Source organism: Xylanimonas sp. McL0601, from assembly GCF_049852175.1.
Lineage (GTDB): Bacteria > Actinomycetota > Actinomycetes > Actinomycetales > Cellulomonadaceae > Xylanimonas.
In genome coordinates this window covers 2,187,202-2,199,811 of sequence record NZ_CP187527.1, presented here as the reverse complement: position 1 = coordinate 2,199,811, position 12,610 = coordinate 2,187,202, and the positions used below count along the sequence as shown (strand labels likewise).

The 12,610-nt window shown below is 73.8% G+C and carries 12 protein-coding genes; all 12 read right to left on the bottom strand.

The features are described from left to right. Positions 1 to 9 precede the first annotated feature (9 nt). On the bottom strand, positions 10 to 1,161 hold the full coding sequence (aroB, locus tag ACO4JP_RS10085; RefSeq protein ID WP_425953561.1) for a 3-dehydroquinate synthase: 1,152 nt from the start codon (positions 1,159 to 1,161) through the stop codon (positions 10 to 12). Beyond that, positions 1,158 to 1,682, bottom strand: coding sequence for a shikimate kinase (locus ACO4JP_RS10080; RefSeq protein WP_425953560.1), 525 nt, complete (start codon positions 1,680 to 1,682; stop codon positions 1,158 to 1,160). Before ACO4JP_RS10080 ends, aroB begins: the two co-directional genes overlap by 4 nt. After that, on the bottom strand, positions 1,679 to 2,896 hold the full coding sequence (gene aroC / locus ACO4JP_RS10075) for a chorismate synthase (RefSeq protein ID WP_425953559.1): 1,218 nt from the start codon (positions 2,894 to 2,896) through the stop codon (positions 1,679 to 1,681). Before aroC ends, ACO4JP_RS10080 begins: the two co-directional genes overlap by 4 nt. Before the next feature lie 43 nt (positions 2,897 to 2,939). Then, complete coding sequence (locus ACO4JP_RS10070) at positions 2,940 to 3,803, bottom strand: shikimate dehydrogenase (protein WP_425953558.1); 864 nt, start codon at positions 3,801 to 3,803, stop codon at positions 2,940 to 2,942. A 4-nt stretch (positions 3,804 to 3,807) separates the two neighbouring features. Further along, positions 3,808 to 4,953, bottom strand: coding sequence for an endolytic transglycosylase MltG (mltG, locus tag ACO4JP_RS10065; protein WP_425953557.1), 1,146 nt, complete (start codon positions 4,951 to 4,953; stop codon positions 3,808 to 3,810). Positions 4,954 to 5,017: 64 nt separating this feature from the next. Further along, complete coding sequence (gene mltG / locus ACO4JP_RS10060) at positions 5,018 to 6,160, bottom strand: endolytic transglycosylase MltG (RefSeq protein ID WP_425953556.1); 1,143 nt, start codon at positions 6,158 to 6,160, stop codon at positions 5,018 to 5,020. Between the two features lie 20 nt (positions 6,161 to 6,180). Continuing rightward, positions 6,181 to 6,699, bottom strand: a complete 519-nt coding sequence (gene ruvX, locus ACO4JP_RS10055) for a Holliday junction resolvase RuvX (protein WP_425953555.1) — start codon at positions 6,697 to 6,699, stop codon at positions 6,181 to 6,183. Then, positions 6,696 to 9,410, bottom strand: a complete 2,715-nt coding sequence (gene alaS / locus ACO4JP_RS10050) for an alanine--tRNA ligase (RefSeq protein WP_425953554.1) — start codon at positions 9,408 to 9,410, stop codon at positions 6,696 to 6,698. Before alaS ends, ruvX begins: the two co-directional genes overlap by 4 nt. Before the next feature lie 98 nt (positions 9,411 to 9,508). Continuing rightward, entirely contained in the window at positions 9,509 to 9,856 is a 348-nt protein-coding gene (locus ACO4JP_RS10045) for a hypothetical protein (RefSeq protein WP_425953553.1), read from the bottom strand. After that, positions 9,856 to 10,227: a DUF948 domain-containing protein gene (locus tag ACO4JP_RS10040; RefSeq protein ID WP_425953552.1), complete on the bottom strand. Its 372-nt coding sequence runs from the start codon at positions 10,225 to 10,227 to the stop codon at positions 9,856 to 9,858. Before ACO4JP_RS10040 ends, ACO4JP_RS10045 begins: the two co-directional genes overlap by 1 nt. Positions 10,228 to 10,350: 123 nt before the next feature. After that, complete coding sequence (gene rpsD / locus ACO4JP_RS10035) at positions 10,351 to 10,977, bottom strand: 30S ribosomal protein S4 (protein WP_425953551.1); 627 nt, start codon at positions 10,975 to 10,977, stop codon at positions 10,351 to 10,353. Between the two features lie 264 nt (positions 10,978 to 11,241). Then, a complete protein-coding gene (locus tag ACO4JP_RS10030) occupies positions 11,242 to 12,606 on the bottom strand; it encodes a replication-associated recombination protein A (protein ID WP_425953550.1) in 1,365 nt (454 codons plus the stop codon). Positions 12,607 to 12,610 lie beyond the last annotated feature (4 nt).

Here is a 12,610-nt window from a genome sequence, read left to right as displayed (position 1 = left end):
CCTGGGATCTCAGAGGGTCAACGTCACCGGGGTGCCGGCGGGGCCGGTCGGGGGCTCCTTCGAGACCTCCGCGTAGGCGGCCGCCAGCAGCGTGGGGTCGGGGCCCTCCAGGCGCACGGGCTTCGCCACCGCGTCCAGGACCACGAAGCGCAGCAGGTCGCCGCGCGACTTCTTGTCGCGGCGCATGGCCGCCATCAGCTGGTCCCAGCGGTCCCCGCGGTACGACGTCGGCAGGCCCAGCGACGTGAGGATCTGCCGGTGGCGGGCCACGACGTCGTCGGGCAGCTTGCCCGCGAGCCGCGCGAGCTCGGCGACGAACACCATGCCGACGGCGACCGCGGCGCCGTGGCGCCACTGGTACCGCTCGACGAGCTCGACCGCGTGCCCGAAGGTGTGCCCGTAGTTGAGGATCTCGCGCAGCCCCTGCTCCGTGAGGTCCTCCCCCACCACGCGCGCCTTGACCGCGACCGACCGCTCCACGAGCTCGGCCAGCACGGCCCACGTCCCGGGCGTCGCGTCCGCGCCCTTCCAGTCCCGCAGCTCCGCGGCGTGGGCCTCGACGAGCTCGAGGATGCGCGGATCGGCGATGAACCCCGTCTTGACCACCTCGGCGAGGCCGGCGACCAGGTCCCAGCGGTCGAGCGACGCGAGCGACTCCAGGTCGCACAGCACGCCCGCCGGCGGGTGGAACGCGCCAACGAGGTTCTTGCCCTCGGCGGTGTTGATGCCCGTCTTGCCACCCACGGCGGCGTCGACCATCGCCAGCAGCGTGGTGGGCACGTGTACCACCTTGATGCCGCGCAGCCACGTCGCCGCGACGAACCCGGCGAGGTCCGTCGTCGCGCCGCCGCCCACGGACACCACGGCGTCCGAACGCGTGAAGTCGGCCTGCCCGAGCACCTGCCAGCAGAACGACGCCACCTGCGCCGTCTTCTGCTCCTCGGCGTCCGGTAGCTCGACGGCGAACGCCTCGTAGCCCTGCGAGCTGAGGTCCGCGCGGATCGCCTCGCCCGTCGTGGCGAGCGACGCAGGGTGCATCACCAGCACGCGGCGCACCTTCTCGCCGAGCAGCGCGGGCAGCTCGCCCAGCAGGTGCCGGCCGATGACGACGTCGTACGGCGCGGCGCCCTGCACGGTCACCCGGGTTGTCGCGACGGTCATGCCGGCAGCTCCTTCTCGATCGACTCGGCCACGGCCCCGGGCTCCTGCCCGTCCGTGAGCACACGCACCGTCGCGACCCGCTCGTAGACGGGACGCCGCGCCTCCATGAGAGCGGCCCACTGCGCGCGCGGGTTGCCCAGCAGCAGCGGGCGCGACTGGTTGAACCCGACGCGCGGCGCCGCGTGCGACAGCGTCACGTCGAGGAAGACGACGACGCCGCCGGCCGCCGTGTAGGCGGCCAGCAGCTCCTGCGTCGCGGGGTCGAGCACGGCGCCGCCGCCGAGCGACAGGACGCCCTCGTGCTCCGTCAGCGCCCGCGCCACGGCCGCCTGCTCGAGCGCGCGGAACGCCGGCTCGCCGTCGTCGAGGAAGATCTCGGCGATCGGCTTGCCCGCCGCCACCTCGACGTCGTGGTCCGTGTCACGGAAGACGACGCCACGGCCGTCGGCGACGAGGGTGCCCACGGTCGTCTTGCCGCTGCCCGGCGGACCGACCAGCACCACCAGCGGGCGTGCGCTCACTGCAGCAGCTCCGGGATCGCCGCGAGGTAGGCCTCGGCGTTGCGGCGCACCTCGGCGACCGAGTCGCCGCCGAACTTCTCCACCACGGCCTCCGCCAGCACGAGCGCGACCATCGCCTCGGCGACCACGGCCGCCGGCGGCACCGCGCACACGTCCGAGCGCTGGTGGTTGGCGGTCGCCGCCTCGCCGGTCTCCGTGTCGATCGTGCGCAGGGCGCGCGGGACCGTCGAGATGGGCTTCATCGCGGCGCGCACGCGCACGACTTCGCCGTTGGACATGCCGCCCTCGATGCCGCCCGCGCGGTTGGTCACTCGCTCGACGCGGCCGTCGGCGCCGCGCACGATCTCGTCGTGCGCCGCCGAGCCCCGGCGGCGGGCGGTGCGGAAACCGTCGCCGACCTCGACGCCCTTGATCGCCTGGATGCCCATGAGGGCCATGGCCAGGCGCGCGTCGAGCCGGCGGTCGCCCTGGACGTAGCTGCCGAGGCCCGAGGGCACGCCGTAGGCGAGCACCTCGACGACGCCCCCGAGGGTGTCGCCGTCCTTGTGGGCCGCGTCGACCTCGGCGACCATCGCGGCGCTCGAGGCCTCGTCGAAGCAGCGCACCGGGTCGGCGTCCAGCCGGGCGGCGTCGTCCGGCGTGGGCAGCGCGGTGCCCTCCGGCACCTCGGCCTCACCGATCGCGACGACGTGCGACACCAGGCGCACGCCCACGGCCTGCTCGAGGAACTTCGCCGCGGCGACGCCGAGCGCGACGCGGGTCGCCGTCTCGCGGGCGCTCGCGCGCTCCAGCACGGGGCGGGCGTCGTCGAAGCCGTACTTGAGCATGCCGATCAGGTCGGCGTGGCCGGGGCGCGGGCGCGTGAGCTTCTTGTTGCGCCCGACCTCGCGCACGTCGCCGGTGCCGGCGTCGACCTGCAGCGCCTGGTCCTCGACGGGGTCGGGGGCCATGACGTCGACCCACTTGGGCCACTCGGTGTTCCCGATCTCGATGGCCAGCGGGCCGCCCTGCGTGAGGCCGTGGCGCAGGCCGCCGAGCACGCGCACCTCGTCCTGCTCGAACTTCATGCGCGCCCCACGGCCATAGCCGAGCCGGCGGCGGGCGAGAGCGGCCTGGAGGTCGGCGGTGGTGAGCTCGACCCCTGCGGGCAGCCCCTCCATCACCCCCACCAGGGACGGACCGTGCGACTCCCCCGACGTCAACCAGCGCAGCATGCGGCGATTCTCCCACGCACGTCCGGGGGTCGGACGCCCCGTCTCAGCGCGTGACGCCCAGCACGGCGCCGAGTGCCGCGTCCATCGCCGCGACCGGCGCCGGCCGCCCCGTCATGAGCCGCACCTGCTCCGCGGCCTGGTGCAGCAGCATCCGCTCGCCGCCGACGACGACGCCGCCCCGCTCGCCCCAGGCGCGCGCGAGCGCCGTGGGCCGCGGGTCGTACACGACGTCGAGCAGCACGCCCGGAACGGACCCGGCGCGCTCGAGCAGGATCCCGGCGACCGGGTCGGCGGCGTGCGCGGGCAGCGTCGAGATCACGACGTCGGCGTGCCGCAGCGGGCCGAGCGCGGAGACGGCGTCGAGCACCTCGAACCGCGGGGTGGCCCCCAGCCGCCGTGCCGCCTCCTGCAGCCCGGCGGTCCGGGCGATCGACCGCGCGAGCACGCGCGGCGACGCGCAGCCGAGCTGCGCGAGCGCCGCCACGGCGGACGCGGCCGTCGCGCCGGCGCCGAGCACGACGGCGCGCGCGACCTCGCGGCCGCGCAGCCCCTCCGTCAGCGCCGCGACCAGGCCCTGCACGTCGGTGTTGTAGCCGCCCAGCGCGATGCCGCACGATGACGGTCGCACCACGACCGTGTTGACGGCCCCGGTCGCGCTCGCGACCGGGTCGACGTCGTCGAGCATCGGGATGACCGTCTGCTTGAGCGGCATGGTCAGGCTCAGGCCCGCCCAGCCCAGGTCGAGGTCGTCGAGCACGTCGCGCAGCGTCTCGGTCGTCGTGTCGACGGCGGTGTACTGCCAGCCCTCCAGGCCGAGCGCCTGGTACGCGGCCGTGTGGAGGGTGGGCGACAGCGAGTGCGCGATCGGGTGGCCGAGCACGGCGGCCCGGCGGGTGACGGTCGGCATGGGGTCAGCGCTGCCCGTTGGCGGCCTGCCAGGCCCGCAGCTCGGAGACGTTCTTCTGGTGCTCCTGCCACGTCACGGCGAACTTGGTCTCGCCCGTGTCGAGGTTGACGGCGGTCCAGAAGACCCAGTCGCCCGCGGCGGGGTGCACCACGGCCTCGATCGAGGATGCACCGGGGTTGGCGATCGGGGTCGGCGGCAGGCCCTTGTGCACGTAGGTGTTGAAGGGGTTGTCCGCGTTCTTGGTGTCAGCGGTCGTGAGCTCGGTGCCGGGCTTGTCGAGCCCGTACGCGACCGACGCGTCGATCTGGAGCGGCATGTCCGTGGCGAGCCGGTTCTTGATGGCGCGGGCCATCTTCGGCCGGTCCGGGGCGAACTTGGCCTCGCGCTCCACCAGCGACGCCGTCTTGAGCACGTCCTCGCGGTCGGCCGGGGCCACACCCTGGCCGTCCAGCTCCGCGACCGTCTTCCCGACCATCGCCTTCAGCAGCGTCGTCGCGTCGTCGCCGGGCTGGACGGTGTACGTCGCGGGGAACAGCCAGCCCTCGACCTTGCCGCCGGCCTCGGCGGGCAGCCCGATGGACGCCGGGTCCTTGACGGCGGCGTCGAGCTTGTCCTTGGTGACGGTGGTCACGGACGCCACCCGGTCGAACACCTGCGCCGCGGTGAAGCCCTCGGGGATCGTCACCTTGGTCTCGACCTTCTCGTTCTTCACGAGCGCGGCCACGGCGTCGGAGGCCTTCATGTGGGCCAGCAGCGAGTACGTGCCCGGCTGGATGCCCGCGGCGGCCGGGTTGAGCGCGAACGCGTCGGTGAACGCGCCGACCGACGCGACGACGCCGGCGTCCTTGAGCGCGCCGCCCATCTGGGTGCCCGTGGCACCCTCGGGGATCTCGACCTCGATGGGCTTGTCGCCCGGGCCAGGATAGTCCGCGGCGGAGCGCGCGAACGGGTTGTGCAGCAGCCCCGACACGTTGTCCCACGTGGTCCACGCGACGCCCCCGATGACCGCCAGGACCACCGCGACGACGATCGTGGTGCGCAGGCGGCGACGCCGGCGGCGCTTGGCCGCGGCGCGCTGGCGGGCGGCCGATCGGCGGCCGTGGGGGCCGGTCGGCTGCGCGAGTGCTGGGTGCTCGAAGAGGTCGGTCACGCAAGAAGCCTATTCATCGTCTGGCCGGGCGTCGTTGCCCCGGCACGCCGTGGTGGGTATCTGCTCAGAAGCCGTTCTCGGCCGCCCAAGCCTGATACTCACGCCTGAACTGGAGGAAATCGTCGTAGTTGTCGGTGAACTTCGTCTCGCCCGTGTGGAGGTCGACGGTCACGAACCATAGCCAGTCACCGGGCGTGGGTGACGCCGCGGCCTGGATGGCGGCCACACCGGGGTTGCCGATCGGCGTGGGAGGCAGGCCTTGGTGCACACGCGAGGCGAACGGGAGGTTGCGGTCGCGGAACTGCGCCCGGGTGATCAGGTGCGCCGGAATTCCCAGGCCGTACGAGTCGATCGCGTCCATGCCGAGCGGCATACCGATCGCGAGCCGGTTCTCGATGACGCGAGCGACCTTGCCACGATAACCCTCTGGGGCCTCGCGCTCGATGATCGACGCCTCGGTGAGGATCGACTGCCGCCGCTCGAGCGGGATGCCGAGGCGGTCGAGCTCGGCAGTGGTCTGCGCGACCATGCGGGCCAGGAGGGTCGTCGCGGTGTCGGCGGCCTTGACCGTGTACGTCGCCGGGAACAGCCAGCCCTCGACGACGCCGCCGGCCTTCTCGGGGAGCCCGATCGAGGCAGGGTCGGCCACGGCGGCGTCGAGGTCCTCGCGGGAGATGTGGGTCTGCGCCACGATTCGCTCCAGCACCTGCTCCGCCGTGAAGCCCTCCGGGACCACGACCCGGTTCTTGACGCGCTCGTTCCGGGCCAGCTCGGCCACGGCGTCGGCCGCGCGCATGCGGGTGAGCAGCTCGACGGTGCCGGGCTGGATGCCGGCGGCGGCGGGGTGACGGGCGAAGGCGCCGGTGAACGCGCTGACCGAGGCCACGACACCGGCCTCGGCCAGGATGTGGCCCATCGCCGCGCCCGTGGCACCCGCGGGGATCTCGACGTGGACGGGCTCGTCGCCGGGTCCGGCGAAGTCGGCGGCCCGGGAGAACAGGGCGCGCGCGGGACCGGCCCCATCACCGACGGCACCGACGGCGACCCCGGAGACCCCGGCGACGAGGGACAGGCATGTGGCCAGGACCAGCCCCGTCCGATACCGACCCCCGCGCCGTCGCTTCACAGCCGCGCGGTCCCGCGCCACCGGGCGGCGGCTCACGGACGCCGGCGGCTGGGGGCCGGGAAGCTCGGGGCGGTCGGTCACGCGGGTCCTGTCGGTCGGGGTCAGGTCTGCGGCGCCTCCACGAGCTCGCCGGCGCGTGCCCCCGCGGCCCGCTCCGCGTCGAGAGCAGATTGCAGAATGATAACGGCCGCGGCCTGGTCGATGACAGGCCGGTGGCTCCTCGACTTTCGCCCGGCGGCACGCAGCTGGCTGGTCGCGGTCACTGTCGACATGCGCTCGTCCACCATACGGACCGGGACCGGGGTCACCGCCAGGGCCAGGCGCGCCGCGAACGCGCGCGCGTCCGCCGTTGCGGCGCCCTCCGCCCCCGAGAGGTGCCGGGGCAGCCCGACGTACACGACGGCGGCGAACCGCTCCTCGGCCTCGGCGGCGATGCGCCTGACGTCAGCGCTGTCCGCGCCCTGCGCGTCCAGCACGCGTGGCACCGTCTCGACGGGCGTCGCCACCAGCCCGTCCGGGTCCGAGGCGGCCAGCCCCACGCGCGCCTTGCCCACGTCGACGCCGAGGCGGGCGCCGCGGGGAAGCCCCGCGCCGCCCACCTCGAAGGTCTGCTCGCTCACGCGCCGACGGCGGCCTGCACGCCCGCCGTGACGCCGTCGAGCGCCGCGGGCAGGGCCGTGGCGTCGGAGCCGCCGCCCTGGGCCAGGTCGGGCTTGCCGCCGCCACCGCCGCCGAGCACGCCGGCCGCGGCCTTGACGAAGTCGCCGGCGCGCAGGCCGGCGTCGCGCGCGGACGCGTTCGTCGCGACGACGACGAGCGGGCGCCCGCCCGCCACGCCGCCCGCGGCGACCACGGCCGGGGCGGAGTCGCCGAGGCGGCCGCGCACGTCGAGCGCGAGCGCGCGCAGGTCGTCGGCCGAGGCCACGTCGCCGGCGTCGTACGTGACGACGCGGACGTCGCCCACGTGCGGCGCCTCCGCAGCGAGCCGGCCCGCGGCGGCCAGGAGCTGGCCCTGACGCAGCGACGCGAGCTCCTTCTCCGTCTCCTTCAGGCGCGACAGCAGCGAGCCGACGCGGTCGGCGAGCTCCTCCGGGCGCGTCCCGAGCAGGCCGGTGAGCTGGCCCACCAGGGCGTGCTCCTTGGCCTGGAACCCGTACGCGCCGTCGCCCACGAGGGCGTCGACGCGACGCACGCCCGAGCCGATGGACGCCTCGCCCAGCAACGCGACACGGCCGATCTCGCCCGACGCCTTGACGTGCGTGCCGCCGCACAGCTCGCGCGACCAGTCGCCGCCGATCGAGACCACGCGCACGATGTCGCCGTACTTCTCGCCGAACAGCGCCATGGCGCCGAGCTCACGGGCCGCGGAGATGGGCATGAGCTCGTCGGTGACGTCGAGGTTCTCCTGGAGCCGGACGTTCACGCGCTCCTCGATCTCGCCGAGGGCGCCGGCCGGCACCGCGGCGGGCGAGCGGAAGTCGAAGCGCACCCGGCTCGGGGCGTTCTCCGAGCCGGCCTGCGTGCGGTCCTCGCCCACGAGCTCGTGGAGCGCCTTGTGGATCATGTGCGTCGCCGAGTGGGCGCGGCTGATCGCCACGCGGCGGTCGACGTCGATCGTGGCGGTGCCCGGGTCGCCGAGCGCGATGGTGCCCTCGACCAGGCGGCCGCGGTGGACGTTGAGGCCCCTGATCGGGCGCTGCACGTCGTCGACCTCGACCGTCGCCCCGCCGTCGAGCACGATGGTGCCCTGGTCGGCGAGCTGGCCGCCCGCCTCGGCGTAGAACGGCGTGCGGTCGAGCACGACCTCGACGTCGGCGGGCGCGGTCGCGGCAGGCGCGGGCACGCCGTCGACCAGCAGGCCGACGACGTTCACGGCCGAGTCGGCGTGCGTGTAGCCGAGGAACTCGACCGGCTTGGCGAGCTCGCCGGCGATCGACTCGTACGCACGCAGGTCGGCGTGGCCGGTCTTCTTGGCGAGCGCGTCGGCGCGGGCGCGCTGCCTCTGCTCGGCCATGAGGTCGCGGAACGCCTTCTCGTCGACCTGGACGCCCTGCTCGGCGGCCATCTCGAGCGTGAGGTCGATCGGGAAGCCGTAGGTGTCGTGCAGCTGGAACGCCTCGGCGCCGCCCAGCACAGGCACGGCCCTGGGGTCCACGACGGCCTGCTTGGCCTTGCCGACGGCGACGTCAAGGATGGTGGTGCCCGCGGTGAGGGTGCGGCGGAACGCGTCCTCCTCGCCGTAGGCCACGTCGCTGATGCGGTCGAAGCCCGTCTCCAGCTCCGGGTAGGACGCCTTCATGGCCTCCATCGACACGGGCAGCAGCGCGGGCAGCGCCTCGGCGTCGTACCCGAGCAGGCGCACCGCGCGCACGGCGCGGCGGATGAGGCGGCGCAGCACGTAGCCGCGGCCCTCGTTGGACGGGCGCACGCCGTCGCCGATGACCATGAGCGCCGAGCGCACATGGTCGGCGACGACGCGCATGCGCACGTCGTCCTCGTGCGAACCGGCACCGCCGGCGCCGTAGCGCTTGCCGGTGAGCTGCTCGACGGTCGAGATGACGGGGTAGACCTCGTCGATCTCGTACAGGTTCTCCTTGCCCTGGAGCAGGAAGGCGATGCGCTCGAGACCGGCACCGGTGTCGATGGACTTCTTGTCGAGCTCGCCCAGCAGCGGGTAGCTCTTCCCGGTGCCCTCGCCGCGCACGAACTGGTCGAAGACGAGGTTCCAGATCTCCAGGTAGCGGTCGCCGCCCGGGTCGACGTCACCGCCGGCGGCGTCGGGGCCGTACTGCGGGCCGCGGTCGTAGTGCCACTCGGCGCACGGGCCGGCCGGACCGGGCTGGCCCGTGTCCCAGAAGTTCTCCTCGCGCGGCAGCCGCACGATGTGCTTCGGGTCGAGGCCGATGCCCTTGGTCAGGGCCTCGAACGACTCGTGGTCCTCGTTCCAGAGGGTCACCCAGAGGCGGTCGCCGTCGAACCCGTAGCCGCCCTTGCCCTGCTCGGTGGTCAGCAGGTCCCAGGCGAAGTCGATGGCGCCCGTCTTGAAGTAGTCGCCGAACGAGAAGTTGCCGTTCATCTGGAAGAACGTGCCGTGACGCGTGGTCCGGCCGACGTTCTCGATGTCGTTGGTGCGGATGCACTTCTGCACGGACGCGGCGCGCGGCCACGGGGCCGGCTCGGTGCCGAGGATGTACGGGATGAACGGCACCATGCCGGCGATGGTGAACAGGATCGAGGGGTCCGGGGAGACCAGGGACACGCTCGGGACGAGCACGTGCTCCTTGGAGCCGAAGTAGTCGAGCCATCGCTGGCGGATGTCGGCGGTGCGCATGGTGTCCTTCGCAGGTCAGTGGGGTGCTCGAGCCATTGTCGCGCGCGCGGCGCGGTGCTCGGAAACGGAAAGGTCAGGCTTGGCGCGGGCCGGCAGGCTCAGAACGAGTAGCCGAGCTCCGCCTCGTCGTCGTCGACGTCGGGGCCGCCCGCGGCGATCACGCCGCGGGCGCCGCTAGCTCGGGCCGCGCGGGTGACCGCAGGGTCGGGCTGGCCCTCGGCCAGCAGGGCCGCCATGAGCTCGGCCTCGCGGCGGGCGCGGGCCTCGGAGAAGATCGCCCGGAACTCCTGCGCGGCGCTGCCTGCGCGCTCCCCGGCCTCCTGGGCGGCCTTCCCGGCGCGTTCGGCGATGGTCGCCGGCAGGTACTGGCGCACGATCTTGCGTCCCTGCCGGTACACGACGACGGTAGCCGTGACGCCGACGCCGATCCAGAACAGGCGGCGCATCAGAGCGTGGCCTTGCCCTTGCGGCCGACGACGCCGGAGAACGCCTGGCGGGTGGCGTACGAGAACGCGGCGACCCTGACCAGCGGCCGGCCGAGCGTCGCGGCGTACAGGCCCGTCAGGGCCGACACGTTCTCGCTGACCTGCGCGGCCGACGTCGTGATGACGTCCACCTTGCCGAGCTGGACGTTGGCGCTGGCGACACTGCCCGCCGCCTCGTCGAGGATCGGCACCGAGTGCTCCGTGACCTCGCGCAGCGATCGCGTCGCCTCGTCGAGGACGCGGCCGAGCTTGATCAGCGGCACGGCCAGCAGGCCGACCAGGAGCACGAAGGCGATGGCGGCGATGAGACCGGCCACGTCACCCACGGTCATCGGTGTTCCCCTCTCGGTGCGGACGAATGCCGACGTCACCCTATCCGACGGACGACGACGCCCCGCCGTCCTGCGGTGCAGGAAGACGGGGCGTCGTGCGGTGCTGAGGCGGTGAGGCCTGGATCAGCGAGCGTAAAACTCGACGACCAGCTGGACCTCGCAGGTCACGGGGACCTCGGAGCGCTTCGGGCGGCGGGCCAGCGTGGCCTGCAGCTTCTCGAGCTGGACCTCGAGGTAGCCCGGGACGGCCGGGAGCACGTCGCGGTGGGCGCCGGCGGCGGCGACCTGGAACGGCGTGGTGGCCTGCGACTTGGGCTTGACCTGGAGGGTCTGGCCCGGCTTCACGCGGAACGACGGGCGGTCCACGATCTTGCCGTCGACGAGGATGTGGCGGTGCGTGACGGCCTGGCGCGCCTGCAGGACGGTGCGGGCGAAGCCGGCGCGCAGCACGAGCGCGTCGAGGCGGGTCTCGAGGTCCTCGACCATGACCTCACCGGTCAGGCCGGCGGTCTTGCGGGCGTTCTCGTAGACCTTGACGAGCTGCTTCTCGCGCAGCGCGTACTGGGCGCGCAGACGCTGCTTCTCACGCAGACGGACCGCGTAGTCCGACTCGGTGCGGCGGCGGGCGCGGCCGTGCTCACCCGGCGGGTAGGGGCGCTTCTCGAAGTGCTTGACGGCCTTCGGGGTGAGGGCGATGCCCAGGGCGCGGCTCAGGCGGACCTGGCGGCGCGAACGGGTCACAGAGGTCACTGTGCTTCCTGTCCTGTTGGAGGATCTGATGAGGTCACACCCGGGCCGCAGAAGGACCTGTGCCGGGTGCGGGACCAGCCGAAGCCCCTCACGAGGAGGGGAGACAGGGCCGAGGTCCCAGGAGTCGCCGCCGGGTTTCACCGGAGAGCAACCTGGACATCCTACCGCAGCGCCCGCGCCGTCACGGCACGCGGGCGTCGAGCAGCGCGTCGTGGCGGGCGCGCGCGTCCCGGTCAGCGACCGTGCGGCGGTCGGGGTGAAGGATCACGCCTGCCCCAGGATCTCGCGGATGCGGGTCAGTCGTTCGGCCACCTGGCGCTCGTAGCCGCGGTCGTTCGGCTCGTAGTACCGGCGGCCCACGAGCTCGTCGGGCAGGTACTGCTGCGGGGCGACCGCGTGCGGGGCGTCGTGCGCGTACTGGTAGCCCTTGCCGTGGCCGATGCGGTCGGCGCCCGCGTAGTGCGCGTCGCGCAGGTGCGTCGGCACGAAGCCTGCCCGGCCCGCCCGCACGTCCGCGAGCGCCGCGTCGATGCCGAGGTAGGCGGCATTGGACTTCGGCGCGGTGGCGAGGTGCACCACGGCCTCGGCGAGCACGATGCGTCCCTCGGGCATGCCGATGAGCTGGACGGCCTGGGCGGCCGCGACGGCGGTCTGCAGGGCCGACGGGTCGGCCATGCCGACGTCCTCGGCCGCGGAGATGACGAGTCGCCGCGCGATGAACCGGGGGTCCTCCCCCGCCGCGACCATGCGCGCGAGGTAGTGCAGGGCGGCGTCGACGTCGGACCCGCGGATGGACTTGATGAACGCGCTGATGACGTCGTAGTGCTGGTCGCCGTCGCGGTCGTAGCGGACGGCCGCGACGTCGACGGCGCGCTCCACCGTGGCGAGGTCGACGGCGGCGCCGCCCTCGGACATGGCGGTGCCGGCGGCGGCCTCGAGCACGGTGAGCGCCTTGCGCGCGTCGCCGCCGGCCATGCGGACCAGCTGGTCCTCGGCGTCGTCGTCGAGCGTGACCGCGCCGCCGAGCCCGCGCTCGTCCGCGACGGCGCGGCGCACGAGCGACCGCACGTCCTCCGACGTGAGCGGCTTGAGCGTGAGCAGCAGCGACCGGGACAGCAGCGGCGAGTTGACGGAGAACGAGGGGTTCTCGGTGGTCGCCGCGACGAGCGTGACCCACCGGTTCTCGACCGAAGGCAGCAGCGCGTCCTGCTGCGACTTGGAGAAGCGGTGCACCTCGTCGATGAAGAGCACGGTCTCGTCGCCCGACGTCGCCAGCCGCCGCCGGGCGTCGTCGACGACGGCGCGCACGTCGCGCACGCCGGCCGTCACGGCGGAGAGCTCGACGAAGCGCCGCCCCGACACTGTCGCGACGAGGTAGGCGAGCGTGGTCTTGCCGGTGCCGGGCGGTCCCCAGAGGATCACGGAGCCCGGCGCGGCGCGGCGGGCGGCGTCGTCGGCGGGCTCCACGAGCCGGCGCAGCGGCGAGCCGGGGGCGAGCAGGTGCTCCTGCCCGGCGACCTCGTCGAGCGACGCCGGGCGCATGCGCACGGCGAGCGGCGCCCCCGGGCCGGGACGATCGACCACCGGGGTGCCGTGCTCGCCCGTGGTGATCGCGTCGAACAGGTCCATGCCC

Excerpts from the sequence above, each read along its gene's own strand:
- aroB (WP_425953561.1), bottom strand. The coding sequence starts at position 1,161 with ATGACCGTCGCGACAACCCGGGTGACCGTGCAGGGCGCCGCGCCGTAC.
- aroC (WP_425953559.1), bottom strand. The coding sequence starts at position 2,896 with ATGCTGCGCTGGTTGACGTCGGGGGAGTCGCACGGTCCGTCCCTGGTG.
- ACO4JP_RS10070 (WP_425953558.1), bottom strand. The coding sequence starts at position 3,803 with ATGCCGACCGTCACCCGCCGGGCCGCCGTGCTCGGCCACCCGATCGCG.
- alaS (WP_425953554.1), bottom strand. The coding sequence starts at position 9,410 with ATGCGCACCGCCGACATCCGCCAGCGATGGCTCGACTACTTCGGCTCC.
- ACO4JP_RS10045 (WP_425953553.1), bottom strand. The coding sequence starts at position 9,856 with ATGCGCCGCCTGTTCTGGATCGGCGTCGGCGTCACGGCTACCGTCGTC.
- ACO4JP_RS10040 (WP_425953552.1), bottom strand. The coding sequence starts at position 10,227 with ATGACCGTGGGTGACGTGGCCGGTCTCATCGCCGCCATCGCCTTCGTG.
- ACO4JP_RS10030 (WP_425953550.1), bottom strand. The coding sequence starts at position 12,606 with ATGGACCTGTTCGACGCGATCACCACGGGCGAGCACGGCACCCCGGTG.